Source organism: Pseudomonas sp. TH04 (assembly GCF_016651355.1).
In the GTDB taxonomy this organism is placed as follows: Bacteria; Pseudomonadota; Gammaproteobacteria; order Pseudomonadales; family Pseudomonadaceae; genus Aquipseudomonas; species Aquipseudomonas fluorescens.
In genome coordinates, this window is the sequence record NZ_JAEKEA010000001.1 from 3,369,456 (window position 1) to 3,388,876 (window position 19,421).

Genomic DNA, 19,421 nt, shown 5'->3' on the forward strand with positions numbered 1-19,421 from the left:
TACCGCGCCTTGAAATAAGTATGTTCAAGCCTGCATTTCGCTGATGCCGACTTGTTGCAGTGCCTGTGCCAGGTCCATCACCTGGCGGTGTTCGATGTCTTTGAGTTGCTGTAATTGCTGGCCGAGCGTCGGCGCTCCAAATACCCCGCGCAGCCCTTGGGCCGGGTCGCCCTGGCCTTTGATCGAATGGCTGTCGAAAGACTTGAGTGAGCTACCGTCGCCGCCGGTTTCACGGTTAAACAGGCTGGAGAAGGTGCTTGTACCAAACATCCCGCCATCGCCGCCGCCAAACCCGAGGAAGCCCTTGCCGGAACCGTCTCCAACGTTATCGCTGCTGGTGAACACCTGGGCGATAAAGCTCGGGCTGGTGGCGCCGTTGTTGATAAAAATGTCCCCCAGCGGGCGAATACCGTCGCCCAGTACGCGCTGCTCAAACAGCGGCGCGAACGTCAGCGGTGAACCCAGGTTGCCGCTGGGCGGAGCGAAGACCCCCGGTTGCAGCGGCAGGTTCGGTATGTCGGTCACCGGTCTTGCGACAGCGCCGGTGAGGGTCAGAGGGTCGGCCGTGACCGTGACGCTATTGATCGCGTAGGCGTTGGACTGGCTGATGCCTTCGCCGACGTTACCGGCCAGGTCACGAATCGTGCTGTTGTCGACCGTGATGATGTTGGCGCTGACATTGACGTTGTTGTTCGGCGTCAGGGTCGCGGTCCAGTAATAGCCGCCCTCGCCACTTTGCAGGTTGGACAGCGTGCCGTTCGGCACCTTCAGGCTGGACAGGTCAAAGCCGCGCACCGGTTCGCTGAACCAGATAAACACCTGGGTGCCCTGCCCGGCCTTGAGCTGGGTGTCCGACACTTCGATGTACACCTGCGGGCCTTGGGTATCGACGGCAAAATAGTTTGAATAGGCATACGTATCGGCTGATGAGTTGCCTGCCGCGTCCGTCACGCCTTGGCCATTGAGCACCAGCGTGCCATACGCATTATCGAGGTGGTCTTTAGGCGTCAGCGTGGCCGTCCAGGTCATGCCGCCATCCAGGCTTTTCAAGTTGCTCAGCACGCCGCTGCCGACACTCAGGTTTTCCAGTTTCAGACCTGAAACGGCCTCATTGAACGTAATCGTGACGTTGGCCGTTTCGCCCGTGGCGAGCACGGCCTTATCAACCACAATCGTGGCAGTGGCCGGGCGGGTATCGACCGCGTAGTTGTTCGACGTACTGGTGCCCAGCCCTGCGTTGCCGCTGAGGTCATGCACTTGGGTATTGTCCAGGCTCACCACATTGCTGGTGTCTTCGATGTAGCGCTGCGGCGTGAGCGTGGCGGTCCAGGTGATGCCGCCGTCCACACTTTTCAGGCCGCTCAGCCAGGCGTTCTGCGCCTGTGGGCTGTTGTAGAACTCAACGGCTTCACTGAAGGTAATGGTCACTGTCGCCTGCTCGCTGCCGCCCAGGCTGGTCTTGTCGACCACAATGGTGGAGGTCGGGCGTTGGGTATCGACCGTGTAGTTGCGCGAAGTGGTGATACCGGCGCCGGTGCTGCCGCCGTAGTAGGTCACACCGGCGTTGTTGAGCCGCACCACATTCTGGGCACTGGTGGTATTGGCAAATGGCGTCAGTGTTGCCTGCCAGCTGATACCACCATCACTGGTGCGCAGGTTGGACAGCACGCCGTTGTCGGCACTGAGGTCGCTCAGGTCAAAGTTGCTGACCGCCTTGTTGAAGTAGATAGACACCGTGCTCGTTGCGCCGACCGCCAAACGCTCGGAGCTCAGGTAAACATTGGAACTCAGCGGTGTGTGGTCGACCGTGTAGGTGATCATTGAGCCGGCATCGAACGCGTAGTTGGTATTGCCGGCCCTGTCTTTGACGTAAGCCAGGGACAAACCAATGAGGTAGCTGCCCGAGGAACCCGCGCCCGGCGTCGGCGTCAGTGTCGCCTGCCAGATCCTGCCACCGTCGAGGCTGTAGAACGGACTCAATGTGGCCGCTTGCAGGTTGACGATTGCGCGGTTGTCGAACCCGGTGACCCACTCGGAGAAGGTGACGGTGACGGTGGCGGTCTCGCCCGGTTCCAGCAACTTATCGGACAGCGTCCAGGTCGCCGTGGGTATAACCGTATCGATTGCAAAAACCGGCGACAGCGCATTCACAACGCCTCTATTACCGAAGGCGTTTTGAACGCTGCTGGTGTCCAGCGTGATCAAATTGGCCGGGGCCGTCACGTTTGCATTCGGCGTGAACACCGCTGTGTAAAGCGTATCGCTGTAGCGGGTGAGTTGGCTGAAAGTGCCGTCCGGGGCATGCAGACTGCCAAGGTTGAAGCCCTGCACCGCCTCGGAGAAACGCACCGTTACGATCTGTATTTCGTCCTTATTGATAACCGTGTCGGAGATCTCGAGGGTCGCGGTAGGGTGTGAGGTCTGGACGTTGAACGCATTGGAGCTGATCCAACCCCAACCGCTGTTGCCTGCAAGATCGCTCACACCGACGTTGTTCAACGAAATGGTACTGCCGCTGGCCTGAATGCCATCGGCGGGTTTGAATACCCCGGTCCAGGTGCGCCCGCCATCGCTGGACGTCATTCTGCTGATGCTGCCGGTGGTAACGATCAGGTCGCTGTTGTCGAAATTCGTCACAGGCTCCGAGAACGTTACCGTAAGGAGGCTGGTGCTGCCGGCCGTCAGGAGCGGGTTGGCAATCACGACGGTGGCAGTCGGCGGCTGGGTGTCGATGCTGTAAGTGTTGGAGTCTGTAGTACCCGTGCCCGCGTTGCCCGCCAGGTCGTTGACACCCGTGTTGTTCAACGTGATCAGGTTGCGGGTGGCCGTGATACCGGCAGCCGGTGCGAACATTGCGGTCCAGGTGATACCGCCATCCCTGCTGCTGACTGCGCTCAAGGTGCCATTGGCGACCGTCAGGTCGGCGTTGGTGAAACCGGTGACCGCCTCGGAGAAAGTAATGGTCACCAGCGAGGTCTGGCCGACGCCGAGGGCCGCATCCGCGACCACGAGGGTGGCGGTCGGGCGCGCCGTATCGATCGCGTAATTGTTGGAGTTGGTGGTGCCGGCGCCCGCATTGCCCGAGGCGTTTTGTACGCCGCTGTTATCCAGCGTGATCAGGTTGGTGGTGTCGGTGATATTGCTGGTCGGCGTGAAGCTGGCCGTCCAGGTGATACCGCCGTCGCTGCTGCTGACCGCACTCAAGGTGCCGTTGGCGATGGTCAGGTCGGCGTTGGTGAAGCCGGTGACCGCTTCGCTGAAGGTGATGGTCACCAGGGATGTCTCGCCGGCGTTAAGGGCGTTATCGGCAACCACGATGCTGGCGGTCGGCAACACCGTATCGATGGTGTAGTTGCCTGAGTTGGTCGTGCCGGTGCCGGCGTTACCCGCAATGTCGCTGATGCCGCTGTTGTTCAAGGTGATCAGGTTGGTGGTGTCCTGGACGCCGACCGTCGGCGTGAAGGTCGCGATCCAGGTGATGCCGCCATCACTGCTGCTGACTGCACTCAACGTGCCGTTGGCGACGCTCAGGTCGCTGTTGTCGAAACCGGTCACCGCTTCGGAGAAGGTCACCGTGACCAGGGTGGTTTCGCCGGCCTTCAGGGTCGGGTCGGCAATCACGACGGTCGCGGTGGGCCGCTGGCTGTCGATTGCATAGTTGTTGGAGTCGGTGGTGCCGCTGCCGGCGTTGCCCGCCTGGTCGGTGACGCCGGTGTTGTCCAGGGTGATCAGGTTGGTGCTGTCGGTGACGTTGCTGGTCGGCGTAAAGGTCGCGGTCCAGGTGAGGCCGCCATTGCTGCTGCTGACCGCGCTCAGAGTGCCGTTGGCGATGGTCAGGTCGGCGTTGGTGAAACCGGTGACCGCCTCGGAGAAGGTGATGGTCACCTGTGACGTCTCGCCAATCGCCAATGCGCTGTCGGCGACCACGATGGTGGCCGTGGGTCGCTGGGTATCGATCGCGTAATTATTGGAGTTGGTGATGCCGGCGCCCGCATTGCCCGAGCCGTTTTGTACGCCGCTGTTGTCCAGCGTGATCAGGTTGGTGGTGTCGGTGATGGCATTGGTCGGTGTCAGCGTCGCGGTCCAGGTGATACCGCCGTCAGCGCTGCTCACCGCCGTCAAGGTGCCATTGGCGACGGTCAGGTCGGCGTTGCTGAAACCGGTGACAGCCTCGGAGAAGGTGATGGTCACCAGCGAGGTCTCGCCGATGGTCAGCGAATTGTCCGCGACCACGATGGTTGCAGTCGGGGCCCTGGTATCGATCACGTAGTTGCCGGAGTTGGATGTGCCAAACCCACCGTTACCCGCCAGGTCACTCACGCCGGTGTTCTGCAGCGTAATGATATTGGTGGTGCTATGGATATTCGCCGTCGGCGTGAAGGTCGCGGTCCACGTGATGCCGCCGTCGGCGCTGCTGACCGCGCTCAAGTTGCCGTTGGCAACGGCCAGGTCGGCGTTGGTGAACCCGGTGACCGCTTCGGAAAAGGTAATGGTCACCAACGAGGTTTCGCCCGCGCTCAGCGTTGGGTCGGCCAAAATAATGGTCGCGGTCGGGCGCTGGGTATCGATGGCGTAATTGTTGGAATCGGTCGTGCCGCTGCCGGCGTTGCCAGCCTGGTCAGCAATGCCGGTGTTGTCCAGGGTGATCAGGTTGGTGCTGTCGGTGACGTTGCTGGTCGGCGTAAAGGACGCGGTCCAGGTGACGCCACCGTCGGCGCTGCTCACAGCGGTCAAGGTGCCATTGGCGATGGTCAGGTCGGCGTTGGTGAGGCCGGTGACTGCTTCGCTGAAGGTGATGGTCACCAGCGAGGTGCCGCCGATTTTCAGCGCGTTTTCGGCCAGCACAATCGTTGCCGTTGGCCGTTGCGTGTCGACCGCATAGTTGTTGGAGTCGGTGGTGCCGGTGCCGGTGTTGCCGGCCGCATCGCTGACGCCGGTGTTATCCAGGGTGATCAGGTTGGTGGTATCGGTAATGTTGCTGGTCGGTGTGAAGGTCGCGGTCCAGGTGATGCCACCGTTGCTGCTGCTCACGGCGGTCAAGGTACCGTTGGCGATGGTCAGGTCGGCGTTGGTGAAACCTGTGACCGCTTCGGAGAAGGTAATGGTCACCAGCGAGGTTTCGCCGAGCTTCAATGCGTTGTCGGCGACCACAATGGTTGCGGTCGGCCGCTGCGTGTCGATGACGTAGTTGTTGGAGTCGGTGGTGCCGGTGCCGGTGTTGCCAGCCGCATCGCTGACGCCGTTGTTGGCCAGGGTAATCACGTTGGTAGTGTCGGTGATGCCCGCGGTGGCCGCGAGTGTGCCGGTCCAGGTTACGCCGCCATCGCTGCTGCTGAGCCCGCTGACGGTGCCGTTGGCAACGGTTAAATCAGCCGAGGTAAAGCCGGTGACGGCCTCGCTGAAGGTGATGGTCACCAGGGAGGTACCGCCGATATTCAGCGCGGTAGTGGCCACCACGATACTGGCGGTCGGCCGCACGGTGTCGATGACATACGCGTTGGACGTGGTCGTGCCGCTGCCAGCGTTGGTCGCCGCGTCGGTATACAGGGTGTTGTCCAGGGTGATGACGTTGCCGCTGGTATTGTTGCCGGCGGTGGGCGTCAGGGTGGCGGTCCAATGGATATTGTCGCTGGTGGTCAGGTTGCTCAGGGTACCGTTGGACGCCGTCATGTCAGACAGGCTGAAACCGGCCACGGCTTCGCTGAAGGTAATAGTCACCGTGCCGTTGGCCGTGGTGCTCAGCGTAGGAGCGCTGACCGAGAGCGTCGCGGTCGGCCGCACGGTATCGATGGCATAGTTGTTGGACGTGGTGGTGCCAACCCCCGCGGTGCTCGTCGAAACGCTGCTCACACCGGTGTTGTCCAGGACAATCTGGTTGGTGGCGCTGGTGGTACCCGCACTCGGGGTAAAGGTCGCCGTCCAGGTGATGCCGCCGTCGAGGGAGTTGACCGCACTCAGGGTGCCGTTGGCAATCGTCAGGTCGGCGTTGGTGAACCCGGTTACGGCCTGGTTGAAGGTAATCGTCACCGGTGACGTACTGCCGATATGTTGGGCAACAGTGCCGACCACAATGGTCGCCGTCGGCGCCGGGCTGTAAGCCGTGTTCGCGGTTGCGCCGATATCGTTGAACAGCCCGTTGACGGCTGTCGGCTTGTTGCCTGGCGAGGCGGCGGTGGCCAAGCCACCGTTGCCACTGGCACCGGTGTTGGACGTCCCCCCCAGGGTCGCGAAGTTAGCCGCCGTGATCAATACCGCGCCTTTGTTCCAAATGGCACCGACCCCCAGGCCACCGTCACCACCATTGAACGTCGTGCCGCTGCCTGCCGCCGAACCGCCACCACCGCCGCCGCCGGCACCGATGTTACCGGTAATCGAGCTGGTGCCGACGATGGTCAAGGTGGCGCCGCTGGCGTTGTAAATACCGCCGGCCGCTGCGCCGCCCTTGCCACCGGCCGCATTCCAGCCGGAACCACCGCCGCCGCCGCCGATCGACAAGCCGCCAGAGGCTGCTGTGCCGCCAGCGGAACCGTTGGTATAGCCGTAGATGCCGGTCGAACCGGCACCGCCGGTGCTCGAACCGCCGATACCGCCCATGGTGCGATAACCACCGCCCGTACCGCCCTGGTTGGCGGTGCCCGCGGTGCCGGCGTAGATACCGCTCCCGTTGCTGGTAATGCCGCCATGCCCACCGGTGCCGCCGCCCACTGCGCCGCCCCCGCCGCCACCACCGCCGACATCGCCACCGGCCACACCACCACCGCCACCGCCACCCGAGGCTGCGTTGGCTGTCACGGTGACGTTATTCAACGTCAGGTTGCCGAAGTTACTGATCCCGGCCCCGAGCAAATTGGCCGCGGTCGTCGCGCTACCGCCAGTGCCGCCGTCGCCGGCCTTCAGGCCCTTGGTAATCACCAGCCCGTCCAGGGTCGCGGTAACCCCGGAATTGACCGTGAGCACCTGGGTCTTGTACTGCCCGCTGATGGTCACATCCGGCGTGCCGTTGTGGTCGAGGTCGCCTTCGATGGTGAGGTTTTTGGTAATCACCAACTGCGAGTTGAGATTGACCGTCATGCCTGGCGTGTTGAAGGTAACGGTATCGCCCGCCACCGCACTGCCCAGGGCCGTGCGCAGCGAACCGACGCCGCTGTCCGCCCCGCTGGTCACCGTGATCGTCGCCAGGCTGTATTGATACGCCGACATCGACTGATACGACAACGCGGTGTGGTTCTCTATAGAGCCCGTGGCAATCTCCAGCGTCCAGTCGCCGCCCGCGCCGGTGCGGTTGCTGGACGCGGCAATATCACGCCCGGTCAGGCTCGCCAGGGAGTCGACAAAGCTGATGCCCTTATCGCCCTCTGCCGTATTACAGGCATAGATCAGGATATCGCCACCGACATTCATGTCCTGACCGATCTGCGCCAGCACTGCGCTGCGGGCCGCGACGTTATCGGCCGACAGGTAAGTGCTGCCCAACCACAAGTCGCCCGAATTACCGTGAGCGACTATCTGCACCGAACTCACGCCCTGGTGGCTGCCCAGGTAATCGGCAATCTGTTGCAGACCATCTTTGCTGGCATCCAGCTGCACCACCTGGGTACCGGGAGCGACGCCTTTGAGCAGGTCGGCGGCGTCCTTCACGCGCGCATCGACGAACACCACCGCCTGGCCTGGGACGGCAACCGGTGCCGGTGTGGCCGGCGCGTCGGTTTGCGCGTGGGTGTCCTGGCTGGCCGTCGCGTGATCCGCCGTCGACGCCTTGGCCGCCGCATCCGCAGTGGCATGGCTGTCCGCCTGGGCGGCATCGACCACTGTGGCCGCGACCGCGCCGTCAAACAGCATGCGGGGTTCAAGGAACATGATCATCGGCGATGCCGGGGTGGTGGCGCCTGTTGTTGCCTGCCGTGCCTTACCTTTGCTCCACCACATGCTGCTCACCCGCTTGTCGAAGACTGTTACTCGAAACGAAAAAAGCCGCAATCAGCTGATTGCGGCGTCGGCCTTGGTACGAATGACATTGGCGGCGCTCAACGAGCCATCCCGCCAGAATTCCATGTGCGCATACTGCTCGAAGAGGTCAGGCGGCAGGATGGTGCGCCGAGGCTGCAACGCGACCTTGGATTTGACCCGATGCAGCCCGCTGACGCCCAAGGCGTCATCGAAGTCCGGCGCGTCATAACTGAGGTTGTCGAAATCATGCTCGAACCACGGCTCGCCGATAAATTCGTAGACGAGGCGCATCACCCGCTCAGGCGCCTGGGACAGCAAGTCGTAGTCAACGACCAGCATGGAATCGGCGTTTTCCCCGTAGTACGCCTCTTTGAGCGCCGACCAGGCATAGCCCACCAGGCGATTGCGCTGGCCCAGCGTTTCAACACGGCTGTAGACCGTGTTGCGCTCGACGTCATCGTTGAACAGCTTGGTGTTCTCGAACGGGTTGGCGCGATACAGCCGCTCAAGGCTGTCCATGATCCAGGCCACATTGCGCACGCAGGCGATCACTTTGGCCTGGGGGAACAGGTCATGCAGCGCGGGCATGCGCGCGCACCATTGGCGGTTGGTGTCGAAGACGATCGGGAGAGCGGTTTTGTCGGCGTAGTACGAATCGAACAGGCCGCGCAGCAAACGGCGCCGGGTGTCGGCGTCAATCACCGAACCAAACTCACTGCCGGCGCTGCATTGCCCCAGCACGCCGTTGAACAGGGTGCCTACGGGGCTGCTCATGCCGGCGTGAAACCGCGGGTTCTGCAACAGAATCGCAGACAGCAAAGTCGAACCGGAACGCGGTAATCCGGAGATAAAGTGATACTGCAATCCGTTCACCACTTTGTAGGACGAAAATCCATTTATGGGCGAAGCGTAGCTGAGGATTACAGTGTCGACTAGTGGTTATTTGCCACCATTTCGGCATTCGTCCAATGCCGATTAGAAATTAGTGGCAACCCTCTGGTTGCAAAGGCTCTGGACCGCGGCACAGCACAAACAACCGCGCGCGTGCCCCGCCGCCATCCTGGCGCAGAAGCTCGCGCCAGCCATCAGGAATCGGTGCGAAATCATCCGGCGGCTCGGTGCTGCTGACCAGCCACACACGGCGCGTATCGGCCGGTAATGCCGACAGGCGGTCAAGGTAAATACGCCCACCGTCCTGGTCGACCAGCGTACCGAATCCATAAGCGTTGGGTCGGGTCGACGTGCCATCCGGTTTTGGCGGCGTGTAGAGCTGCAATTGGGCGTCGGTCTGGTCGTAATACACGTAGCTGAGGTACCACAACATGTCGCTGAGGACGATGCGGTCGTCTTCCTGGTAATTACGGTTGATGAACTCCACCGGGACATTGAACTGGTCCTGCACGTCCACGGTGGCGTTGTTCTTCAGCCCCAACAATTCCACGCCTGCGAACACCACGAACAGCGCCGCCCCCAGCCACGAAAGGCGCGTCGGCAGGCGGTCGATGGCCACTGCCACGAGGATCGGCAAACCCAGTGCGTACACCGTGAGGTAGCGCTCGATAAAGACCGGTGAGATGAACGACACACCGTATACCAGCAGCAGCGGCAGCAGAAAGAACGCGGCCAGCAGGCAAGCCGGGCGATAACGCTCGCGGTCACGCCAGGCGGTGAGACCCACCACGGCGATCAACAGCAGTGGGAACAGCCAGAACAACGGCGGCCAGAAACCGATGCCTTCGTCCTGAAGCACGAACTGCCAGATCATCGACGGCACCGAAATCAGTGAAACCGGGTCTTCCCAGCCGATGTCACCGCCGACCTTGAGCTGCTCGACATGCTGGATCAGGTCCAGCAGGTTCGGCAGCCAGGGCAGGTACAACGCCACAATCAACGCGTTAGCGCACCACCAGGACGGACGAAGTATCAGGCGTTGGCCCCGCGCTTGAGACGTACACAACACGCCCAGCCACGCCCAATGCACCAGCACGCACAACGCGGTGAAGTAATGGGTGTAGAAAGCGGCCGCCATCAGCAGCGAATAGGCCGCCAGGTAGCGCGTGCGTTGAGGCTGACGGACCCAATACACCAGCGCCAGCGTGGCGCCCAGCAGCCACACGGCCAGCAGCGAATACATGCGCACTTCCTGGCTGTAACGCACTGCCGTCGGAAACAGCGCCAGCAGGACACCCGCCAGCACGGCCGCGCGACGGGTCGATAACTGTCGTGTGAGCGCGATGCCAAGGCCCACCGCCACCACGCCGGGAATGGCACTCATACCGCGAATCGACCAGATGCCATCGCCAAACAACCCGATCCACCCGCGCAGCATGAAAAAGTACAGCGGTGGGTGCACGTCATGGGCCGCGTGAAACCACAGGTCATCCATGGCGTATTCACTGAGCAACAGGCTCGAGCCTTCGTCGGCCCAGATCGCCGAGGCGGTCAGGCCATAGAAACGCACGGCCATCGCCAGCGCCAGGATCGGCACCCACCATAAGCGGGCCAGCCAACCGGCACCCTCCCAGGCGGCCGAGAGGCGATTGACTGCGGGAAATGCCCCCACTTTGTCGTCTTGCTCTACCACAGACCGTCGCACCTCAAATCCCCTCATACCGCCCATTAACCGGGGCGAAACCTGCGCTCGCGCAAACAAGCGCCACTCTAGGACAAACGCCCCGGTTTCGCTCGCTGTTTTACAACCGCCAGGCGCCGCGCAAAACCGCAGACTACGCTCTGCGATGACACCAGATCGATTGGCGTCACACCCACGCAAATCCCACCACAAGGATGAAAGAGCATGGAAGTATTCATCGGCACCATTCAACCCTTTGCGTTTAACTTTGCCCCGCAAGGCTGGGCCTTGTGCGAAGGTCAGATCCTCTCACTCAATCAATACCAGGCGCTGTTCGCCCTGATTGGCACCACTTACGGCGGCAACGGCAGCCAAAACTTCGGGTTGCCGAACCTGCAAGGCCGCTTGCCCATCGGCCAGGGCAACGGCGTAAACCTGTCACCGCGTGTTATCGGTGAGTTTTCAGGCACCGAAAGCGTCACCGCCACCCAGGCCAACCTGCCCGTCCATACCCACGCCACCACAACCCTTGCGGCCAGTACCTCAGTGCAACTGACCAGTGCCGTCAGCAACCCGGTGACAACACCGACCGCCACCAACGCCTACATCGGTGCATCCGGCACCGGCCCCGGCAGTGCTTCGATCTACTCCGACCAACAAGGCGCCAACCCGGTGGCGCTCAAAGGCGTCAACACCACGTTGACCGGCACGATTGCGCCGGCAGGCCAGGGCTTGCCGATGGGCACGATGAATCCGTTTCTGGTGATCAACTTCAGCATTGCCCTGACCGGACTCTTTCCATCACGCGGCTAAATACTCGGCCGGGGCTCACGGGCCTCGGCACTTTTGAACGGGAGCCTTCTATGTTGAACCTGGTTACCTCTGAGCATTTTCGACCGCTGCTCAATTGCAGCAGCATGCTGTACCTGCCCGACGGCTCGGCGCTGCCGATCCAGATCCAGCACCTGACCGAAGCCCCCAAGGCCACCCTGCCGGGCAGCCCACGCGGGGCATTCAGTGTGTTGTTCGAAAGCCTTGGGCCCACCGACTTCGTCGACGGTTTATGCCGTTTGCCGTTGGTGGACACCTGCCTGGAACAGGTGTTCGTTTCCCGCGAGCCCGCCATGGGCCGTGATGAGCAACGCGGTTACTTCTGCATCGTGTTCAACTGAGACGGGTACCACACCAACCGCTGCGCAGCGGGCGTTTCTTCTTCCACACGAAACCCCAGCGCCAGGTAATGCTGGCGCGCATGGGGGTTGCTCGCCCAAACCACCGTGGCCACCGGGCAAAACACTTGGGTGGCCGCCTGCTGCACACCTTGCAGCACCGCACGGCCAAAGCCCTGGCCACGCGCGGCGGGGATGAATGCCAGGTACAACACGCGGATTTCATGGGCGCCGAAATCCGCACTCAAAGCGCCGATGGGCGTGCCCAACTTCTCGATCACGTAATGCAGGGCGCCGGGGAAATGCGCGTCCAGGCCCTGTTCCTGCACGTGGAATTGCTGGGCAATCACGTCTTCCACCAGCGCCTGCTCGCCGTCGATCCACTGCAAATCCGCACGCGCCGAGCGGTACAGGCGCTGCAAAAACGGCCCGTCGCTGCTGCGTGACGGGCGTACCACCAAGCCTTGCGCCAAGGCGCCATCCTTGTTCAACATTGCGTTCAACTCCTGTCAGAACCCGCTTTCCCTCACACCCAACGCGGCGGCGCGTCGCCAGGCCACGCCCAGCACCGACTCACTGCGGCCTTGCAACACCACCAAACCACGCAACGGCTGATGGGGCGTATCGATCGGTTGCTGGCTTTTCAAGCGCGCACCGTACTGGGCCTGCAACGGCTGCGGGCGTTGATTTTCATCGCGGCGCACGGCAATCGGCCCGTGGTGGTCGGACGTCAGCGCCTCTTGATCCAGATAGGCCACACCGTTCGCGTCGATGTCGGTCAACTCCACCGGGATCGCCGCGCGCATGGGGTCATCGGCGATAAAACGTCCCGTCGCGCCCGGCGCCACCCGCCACAGTTCGGCTTCGGCGAGGTAACCACGCAACCGCGCGCCCTCTTCCACCACTTGCGCCAGCGGGTCTTTGGGCGACAGCCAGCGGCCCACACTCAATTGCGGCAGTAAATCGCGTACGGTGCCGGCGTGAGGCGCCCGTAACAGCAGGCGCTCGCGCTGCGCCGCCAAACCTCGGTATTCGGCCAACGCCTGGGACAGACGCTGATCATTGATCCCGGCGTCCGCCGCCGTTTCGCTGCGCCCGGCCTGGCGGCGCATCTGCAACTGCAGGATGTCCACTTCACGGCGCACGATGCTTTGCCGCGCATCCAGGTCCGGTGATTCCAGCTCAATCAGCACCTGGCCCTGGGTCACCACCTGCCCGTCCACCACCGACAAGGCCTTGACCCGCGCTGCCACCGGCGCATGCAGCGCACTGGAGCGCCCGGCCTCAAGCATGGCCGGCAACTCCACGGCGCTGCGCCACGGCAGCACCAGTGCCAGCACGATCAGCAGTAGCGCCAGGCCGCTGAGCAGCACGCGGGGAGCATAGGCCTGGGTGCGGCGGCTCCACCACTCGCGCCACTCCTTGAAAATCGGCAGGAAGATGAACCACACCAACTCGACCAGCATCAGGAAGATCCCGAGCAGCTTGAAGAACAGGTGATACACCGCCAGGGCAATCCCCAAAAACAGCGCCGCCCGCCACAACCACGCCAGGTAGCCCCAGCCCAGCAGTCGCCGTTGCATCTTCGGTGACCACGGCTCCGGCGCCGGCTCGCCATAGCCGAACAACAGCTCACGCAAGCGCCAGCGGCACAGCGCAAAAGCACGGCCTTGCAGGTTATCGACGCCCCACCAATCACTGATCAAAAAGTAACCATCAAAGCGCATAAAGGGGTTGAGGTTGATGGCCAGCGTGGTCAGCCACGTGGCGCTGGCCAGCATGAACGCCGCCGTGCGCGCGGGGCCATCGGGCAGCAGCGACCAGGCCAGTAAGGCAATGCTCGCCAGCAGCAATTCGGCCATCACCCCACCGGCGCCGATCATCAGCCGTGCGCGGCGATCATTGACCCGCCAGGCATCGCTGACGTCGGTGTAGAACATCGGCAGCAACACCATGAACGCCACCCCCATGCTCTGCACCCGGCAGCCGGCGCGCTTGGCCATAAAGGCATGGCCGAACTCATGGCACAGCTTGGCAAAGAACAGCGCCACGCCAAACGCCAGGGCGCCGCCGAGGCTGAACAGGTGCGGGAAAGTCGCCAGAAAACGCTGCCAGTCGCGCGCGACCAGAAACACCCCCAACCCCAGGATGATCGGCAGGCCGTAACGCAACAGCCCCGGCCCGAACCGCGCCAGCCAAGGCCACGCCCGGTTGAGAAACGCGTCGGGGCGCCAAAGCGGAATACGGAAAAACAGATACTGGTGCAGCAACACCTGCCACAGGCTTCGCTTTTGCGCGGCGGCTTTATGGAGGTAACTGGCGCGCTGCTGCGGGTCGAAGGCGGCGATCAAGTCATGGGCGCGCAGAAAGCTCAGCAACTCCTCGACTTCGCTGCCGCCCAACGGCAAACCCGGCTCTCGGTTGGCCGCCTGCAGGACGTGTTCCGGGTCGCCCAGGGACCAGTGGCGCAGCAGGCGAATGGCGGTCGCGCCGAGTTTGAAATAGCGCCCGCGTACCGGGTCGGCCAGGGTCCAGCGCGGCGAGCCGTCCAGGGCCGCGCCGGCACTGGACAGCTGCAGGTCTTCACGCAGTTTGGGCAGGCTCATCAGAGGCCAACGCTCTGGCGCAGGCCCGCCAGCGGCCTACGTAACAAATACAGGGCCAGCGGCGCACGCTCACCATAGATTTTTGCCGTGCCGCGCAGGCCGATACGCGGCGGCGCTTGATCAAACTGTGCATCGAGTCGATAAGCAAGCTGGCCGCCGGGCGTGGGCTGCGCTTCATACGCCGCACGTTGCAGGGTCGCCAGATGGCGTTGCAACGGGTCGCTGTCGAGGAACAGCGCCACTTGGGCGTTGGGCGCCAGGGCAATCGCGTCACCCACGGCCAGCTCGATGCGCAACTCGGCTTGAGCCGGGTCGGCGATCTGCAACAGGCGTTCGCCGGTTTGCACGGGTTTGCCGGTCCAGCGTTCGGCGTCGGCAAACACGGCGATGCCGTCGCGCTCGGCGCGTACCTCGCTGCGTTTGAGCAGTTCGCGGGCGTAGTCGCGTTCGGCGCGTTTTTGCTCGACCCTGGCCGCCAGCAGGTCGATGCGCGAGCTTGATTCGGCATCCGCAAACGCTCGCTGGGAATTGGCCTTGAGCTCAGCCTCGGCCACGCCCAGTGCGCGTGCCGCCACATCCGCCTGGGCGGTGAGCGTGGTGCTTTCGAAGCGCAGCAGCAGGTCGCCGGTTTTCACCGCCTGGTTGGGTTTGACCAGAAACTCGGCAATCACCCCGTCCAGCGGCGCCGCCACCACTTGCCCGGCCAACGGCACCACTTCGGCAGGCGCCAGCACCGATTGGCGCACGGGAATCAGCAGCAGCAACAGCAAGGCGACCACCACCAGCACCTGGCGTTTGCGCGTGAGGCGCAACCGCCACGGCTGACGCGGTTGCAACGCGTGCCAGGCGTGGCTGTAGGTATCGCCCAATTGCGCCAGCAACACCTGCTCGGCCGGGGCCCACGGCGTATCCCGCGCCAGCCACAAGCCGCCGAACACCCGGCCGTGGGGATCGATCAACGGCAGCCAGAACACATGCCCGGCGGACAGGCTTTGCCAGTCGGCCTGCACCGCGCCGCTCAACTGTTCGGCGGGAACGACACGTGCAGTCTGGCCCAGCGCCTGCTTATGCAACTGCGCCACCGCTTGCTCGACGAAAGCCACAAACGGCGCGTTCGGGTCGACGCTGCTCACCGCCGTCACAGCCTGTATCTTGCCGGCGATCAACAGCGCCGCATGGCGATAACCAAATAGCGGCTGGCCGTCATTGACCAGGCTGTAGGCCAGTTGCTCGGTCGTGCGTGCGGCGCGAGTCTGGCGTTCCAGCTCCAGAAACTGCGCGAACACCCGCTCGATATGCCCCGGCATCGGTGCGTTCATTGCAGTTGCGCAAAGTGGGCGGTGCCGCTCATGCCGGCCATCAAGCCAGTGGCGCTGGGCAACGTGGCGACCAGCAGCAGGGTTTGGCTGCCCTCGTCGATGCGCGCGCCAAGGCGTTTGACGGTGGCGCTGAACGCCTTGCCGGTTTCGTCCGGAGTGAACTCGAAGGTCTGGCCGGGCTTGAGTTTGCCCATCCAGCGCGACGGCACCAGCAGGTGGATTTCAAGGCTGTGGTTGTCGACGATTTCCAGCAGCGGCGCCCCGGCCGACACGCTTTCATAGCGCTGCACCTTGCGTTGCACCACTTGGCCGTCAAACGGCGCCAGCACACTGCAGCGTTTGACCTGCACTTGGTAGACCTGGGACTGGGCCTGGGTTTCGGTGAGCTTGGCTTCGGCACGCGCCACTTCAAACCGGCCAACCGAATTGAGCGCCGCCAATTGCTTGTTGTGGGCCAGCTCTTCATTGGCGCCGCGGCTGGCAGCCTGGGCGGCATTCAGTTGGGCCTGGTAAGCCGAACAATCGAAACGCGCCAGGGTGTCGCCTTTCTTGAACGACTCGCCCTCACTGAACGGCAGTTCGACAATACGCCCCGACAACTCGCTGGCCAGCATCGCCTGGTCGCGAGCCCGTAGCACTCCGCGTGCTTCACTGCCGTTGCCGGCATTCGCCTCGGGCGGGTGATCCAACAGCGGATCGTCCGCCATCGCCAGTTGCGCTACGCCAATCAGACACGAAATCCCAAACATCCAGCTACGCAACTGCTCCATACGTTTACCACTCCCTGATGATGCCGGCAGTCTAGGGCAGCAAGGTCAAATTGCCACTACCCACAGCCGACAAATCTGAATTTATTGTAGGGCGCCGCCGACGTATTTGCAGGTGTGCGTTATTATTGCGGCCTTCCAAGGATCCAGGATCAAGGACACGCTCATGCGCATCGGTTTTCTGTCACCTCTGGCCGTGGCATTGCTCGCCGGCCTTTCGTTCCAAGCCCAGGCCAGCGGGGATGACTCGTGCTACCCCGATTGGCGGGTGTCGCGCGACAGCCTTGAAGGGTGCAGCAACCTGCCCTTCCTGAGCCCGGGCAATGACAGCCGGGTCAACCTGCGCCTGTTGCTGGCGGACAAGCAAGTCGCGCCGCTGACGCCAAGTGCATTGAGCGAAACTGACCTTGAGGAAGGCTTCGGCCCGGTGCCGTTCCCGGTGTATCGCCTCACCCCAATGACCGACGCAGCCGTCGAAAAACCCGAGGCGGCGCCTACGCCCAGCAAACTCGATGAGCTGCTCGCACCGCTGGGCATTCAGCGTGAAAATGACAAAGCGGCAGGTGACGCGTTCCTGACCGGCGAAGGCAGTCGCTGCCGCAGCAACGATGACAGCAGCGCCACGGCGTTTATCAGCCAGGTGGTCAGCGCCGACCTGCCTGAAGCGGAACGCCGACTTTTGGTCACTGGCCGTCTGAGTCTGCTGGGCGCCTGTACCTGGGAGGGCGCAAGCCTGGGTGACCCGGAGCACATCCAGTCCGCCGCAGGCCGCGAGCTGCGCACGTATCTTCAAGCCGCTGGCGACTTCTACAGCGGCCGGTTCGGCGACGCACAGCGCGGCTTTGTCGCCGCCGCCAGCGCCAGCCTGCCCTGGGTCAAGGAAACGGCGCTGTACATGATCGCCCGCACCGAGTTGAACCAGGCCCAGGAAAACGCGTTCGACGAATACGGCATGCCGCAATTGGAGCATGTGGATAAGGCCGTGTTGGCCGATGCGGATACCCGCTTCAACCTGTACCTGAAAACTTATCCACAGGGCGAATACGCAGCTTCCGCTCAAGGCCTGTTGCGCCGGGTGCATTGGCTGGCGGGCGATACCGACAAGCTGGCAAATGACCTGGCCGCGCAACTGAGCAGCGAGCAGCGCAACGTGTCGTTGGACGACCTGGTGCAGGAAACCGACAATAAGCTGCTGAGCGCGACCAACAAGCCTGCGGCCAACCCGCTGATGCTGGCCCTCAACGACTTGATGTGGATGCGTGCCGGCAACCCGCCCAAATTGACCCGCGACGCTTTGGCCGCGCAGAAGCCGGTGTTCGCCGAGGAGCCAGCGCTGTACGACTACGTGCAAGCAGCGTTTGCGCTGTACGTCGAGCATCAACCCGACAGCACGTTGAAACTGCTGCCTCAGGACGTACCCGCCAACCTGGGCTACCTGGCGTTCAGCCAACAGACCCTGCGCGGCCTCGCCCTGGAAGCCAAGAATGATTGGAAAGGCGCCGAAGCGCTGTGGCTGAAACTGTTGCCCCTGGCCAAGCAGCCCTTGCAGCGTGACCAGTTGGAACTGGCCCTGGCGATGAATTACGAGCGCAGCGGGCAACTGGCCAAGGTGTTTGCCACCGACTCGCCGATCAGCGCCAAACAGGTGCGCTACATCTTGCTGCGCAACATCGCAGGCCAGGATTTACTGCGCCAGCAGATTACCCAGGCAAGCGACCCGGCCGAGCGTGAAACTGCGCAGTTTGTGCTGCTGTACAAAGACCTGATGCGCGGCCAGTACGCCACCTTCGCCGAAGACTTCAAGCAACTGCCGGCATCCGTGCCACAAGACAAACTCAGTACCAGCCTGGGTTATGTCTATGGCGATGGTCGCTCGTTGCAGCTGTTCCAGTGGAACGGCGATAAACCTGAAGACGGCTACGCGTGCCCGAGCATTGCGCAAATCGCGAGCGCCCTGCAGGCCGATCCGAAAAACCCCAAGGGCCTGAATTGCCTGGGTGAGTTCATCCTGCGTAACCATCTGGATGGCATGCCGCTGGACCAGGCGCGCGCGGCGGGCAGCCTGGGCAGCACGGCCTCGCTGTTCAAAGGCGAGACCTTCTCACGGCTCGACGGCTACCGGCAGGTCATCGCCAACCCCAAGGCAGCGCATAACGACAAGGCCTATGCGCTGTTCCGTGCGATCAACTGCTATGCGCGGGCCGGTTACAACAACTGCGGCGGTGAAGATGTGGATAAATCCGTGCGCAAAGGCTGGTTCCGCCAGCTGAAAACCGGGTTTGCCGACACTGAGTGGGCCGAGTCCCTGAAGTATTACTGGTGAAACACCTGTGGCTAGGCTTGCTATTGCTGGCAAGCCCGGCCTTTGGCGCTGTTGACGCCCGCGACTATGACGCCTTCTGGCTGTGGAGCGGCGTCACCCCACAGCCGGTACTCAAACAGGCAAAAACCCTCTACATCCTCCAGGGCCAAATCAACTCCACCCGGCGCGCGCCCCAGCTTGGCGTGCAGTTTATCGCCCAAGGCATCAGCGTTCCGCGCATCACCCAGGGCGACGTCTGGGTGGTGTACCGCGCCCACACCCTGCACTGGCCGGAGCAGGTCTACACCCAACTGCTCGGCCAGGTGCAACGCTGGCGCGAGGCGGGCAACCCGGTGGTTGGCATCCAGATTGATTTCGACGCCCGTACCCAATACCTGCACGAGTACACACGCTTCCTGCGTGACCTGCGCCAGCGCCTGCGCGCCGACCTGAAGTTAAGCATCACGGGGCTTATGGACTGGAGCAGCAACGCCGATCCGGCCGCCATCGCCCAGCTCAAGGGCGTGGTAGATGAAGTGGTGGTGCAGACCTATCAGGGGCGCCACAGCATTCCGGATTACGCGGCGTATTTGCCCCGGATGAACCGGCTGGGGCTGCCATTCAAGATTGGGCTGATTCAGGGTGGCGTGTGGGACGAGCCGGGGTATTTGAAGGGCAGCGAGTGGTTTCGCGGGTATGTGGTGTTTTTGCAAAACCGGTGATCACGCAGTACTCCCTG

11 protein-coding genes are annotated in these 19,421 nt (G+C 62.8%); 4 read left to right on the top strand and 7 right to left on the bottom strand.

Features of this window, described 5'->3' with window-relative positions; translation table 11 throughout:
* Positions 1 to 24 precede the first annotated feature (24 nt).
* From JFT85_RS15120 to JFT85_RS15130, 3 genes are all read right to left on the bottom strand, one after another.
* Positions 25 to 7,926 (bottom strand): Ig-like domain-containing protein, encoded by a 7,902-nt coding sequence (locus tag JFT85_RS15120; protein ID WP_201230075.1) that lies wholly within the window; start codon positions 7,924 to 7,926, stop codon positions 25 to 27.
* A 51-nt stretch (positions 7,927 to 7,977) separates the two neighbouring features.
* Positions 7,978 to 8,820 carry a sulfotransferase family protein gene (locus tag JFT85_RS15125; RefSeq protein WP_053253796.1) on the bottom strand — a complete coding sequence of 281 codons (843 nt, stop codon included), beginning with the start codon at positions 8,818 to 8,820 and terminating at the stop codon, positions 7,978 to 7,980.
* A gap of 109 nt (positions 8,821 to 8,929) precedes the next feature.
* A complete protein-coding gene (locus tag JFT85_RS15130; RefSeq protein ID WP_201230076.1) occupies positions 8,930 to 10,543 on the bottom strand; it encodes a glycosyltransferase family 39 protein in 1,614 nt (537 codons plus the stop codon).
* A 201-nt stretch (positions 10,544 to 10,744) separates the two neighbouring features.
* Between JFT85_RS15130 and JFT85_RS15135 the strand changes: the two genes are divergently transcribed.
* The gene (locus JFT85_RS15135; RefSeq protein WP_053253731.1) at positions 10,745 to 11,332 is read left to right on the top strand and encodes a phage tail protein; all 588 of its coding nucleotides are present in this window, start codon (positions 10,745 to 10,747) and stop codon (positions 11,330 to 11,332) included.
* Between the two features lie 50 nt (positions 11,333 to 11,382).
* On the top strand, positions 11,383 to 11,691 hold the full coding sequence (locus JFT85_RS15140; protein ID WP_053253730.1) for a hypothetical protein: 309 nt from the start codon (positions 11,383 to 11,385) through the stop codon (positions 11,689 to 11,691).
* Here JFT85_RS15140 and JFT85_RS15145 read toward each other — a convergent pair.
* The 4 genes from JFT85_RS15145 to JFT85_RS15160 are packed head-to-tail and all read right to left on the bottom strand — an operon-like array spanning position 11,667 to position 16,383.
* Positions 11,667 to 12,182: a GNAT family N-acetyltransferase gene (locus JFT85_RS15145; protein ID WP_187602488.1), complete on the bottom strand. Its 516-nt coding sequence runs from the start codon at positions 12,180 to 12,182 to the stop codon at positions 11,667 to 11,669. The genes JFT85_RS15140 and JFT85_RS15145 overlap by 25 nt on opposite strands.
* A 15-nt stretch (positions 12,183 to 12,197) precedes the next feature.
* Positions 12,198 to 14,294 carry an HlyD family efflux transporter periplasmic adaptor subunit gene (locus tag JFT85_RS15150; RefSeq protein WP_201230077.1) on the bottom strand — a complete coding sequence of 699 codons (2,097 nt, stop codon included), beginning with the start codon at positions 14,292 to 14,294 and terminating at the stop codon, positions 12,198 to 12,200.
* Complete coding sequence (locus tag JFT85_RS15155; RefSeq protein WP_053253727.1) at positions 14,294 to 15,613, bottom strand: efflux RND transporter periplasmic adaptor subunit; 1,320 nt, start codon at positions 15,611 to 15,613, stop codon at positions 14,294 to 14,296. The genes JFT85_RS15150 and JFT85_RS15155 overlap by 1 nt, the downstream gene beginning before the upstream one ends.
* On the bottom strand, positions 15,610 to 16,383 hold the full coding sequence (locus JFT85_RS15160) for an efflux RND transporter periplasmic adaptor subunit (RefSeq protein ID WP_069553055.1): 774 nt from the start codon (positions 16,381 to 16,383) through the stop codon (positions 15,610 to 15,612). The genes JFT85_RS15155 and JFT85_RS15160 overlap by 4 nt, the downstream gene beginning before the upstream one ends.
* Before the next feature lie 163 nt (positions 16,384 to 16,546).
* Here JFT85_RS15160 and JFT85_RS15165 point away from each other — a divergent pair, with 163 nt between their 5' ends.
* Both JFT85_RS15165 and JFT85_RS15170 read left to right on the top strand, forming a co-directional pair.
* Positions 16,547 to 18,703: a hypothetical protein gene (locus JFT85_RS15165; RefSeq protein ID WP_053253725.1), complete on the top strand. Its 2,157-nt coding sequence runs from the start codon at positions 16,547 to 16,549 to the stop codon at positions 18,701 to 18,703.
* Positions 18,700 to 19,404 (top strand): DUF3142 domain-containing protein, encoded by a 705-nt coding sequence (locus JFT85_RS15170; RefSeq protein WP_069553057.1) that lies wholly within the window; start codon positions 18,700 to 18,702, stop codon positions 19,402 to 19,404. The genes JFT85_RS15165 and JFT85_RS15170 overlap by 4 nt, the downstream gene beginning before the upstream one ends.
* Positions 19,405 to 19,421: the final 17 nt, after the last annotated feature.

Bases quoted from the DNA above. Each gene is read 5' to 3' on its own strand.
- JFT85_RS15140 (WP_053253730.1), top strand. From the start codon at position 11,383: ATGTTGAACCTGGTTACCTCTGAGCATTTTCGACCGCTGCTCAATTGC.
- JFT85_RS15165 (WP_053253725.1), top strand. From the start codon at position 16,547: ATGCGCATCGGTTTTCTGTCACCTCTGGCCGTGGCATTGCTCGCCGGC.
- JFT85_RS15160 (WP_069553055.1), bottom strand. From the start codon at position 16,383: ATGGAGCAGTTGCGTAGCTGGATGTTTGGGATTTCGTGTCTGATTGGC.
- JFT85_RS15120 (WP_201230075.1), bottom strand. From the start codon at position 7,926: ATGTGGTGGAGCAAAGGTAAGGCACGGCAGGCAACAACAGGCGCCACC.
- JFT85_RS15155 (WP_053253727.1), bottom strand. From the start codon at position 15,613: ATGAACGCACCGATGCCGGGGCATATCGAGCGGGTGTTCGCGCAGTTT.
- JFT85_RS15135 (WP_053253731.1), top strand. From the start codon at position 10,745: ATGGAAGTATTCATCGGCACCATTCAACCCTTTGCGTTTAACTTTGCC.
- JFT85_RS15150 (WP_201230077.1), bottom strand. From the start codon at position 14,294: ATGAGCCTGCCCAAACTGCGTGAAGACCTGCAGCTGTCCAGTGCCGGC.
- JFT85_RS15145 (WP_187602488.1), bottom strand. From the start codon at position 12,182: ATGTTGAACAAGGATGGCGCCTTGGCGCAAGGCTTGGTGGTACGCCCG.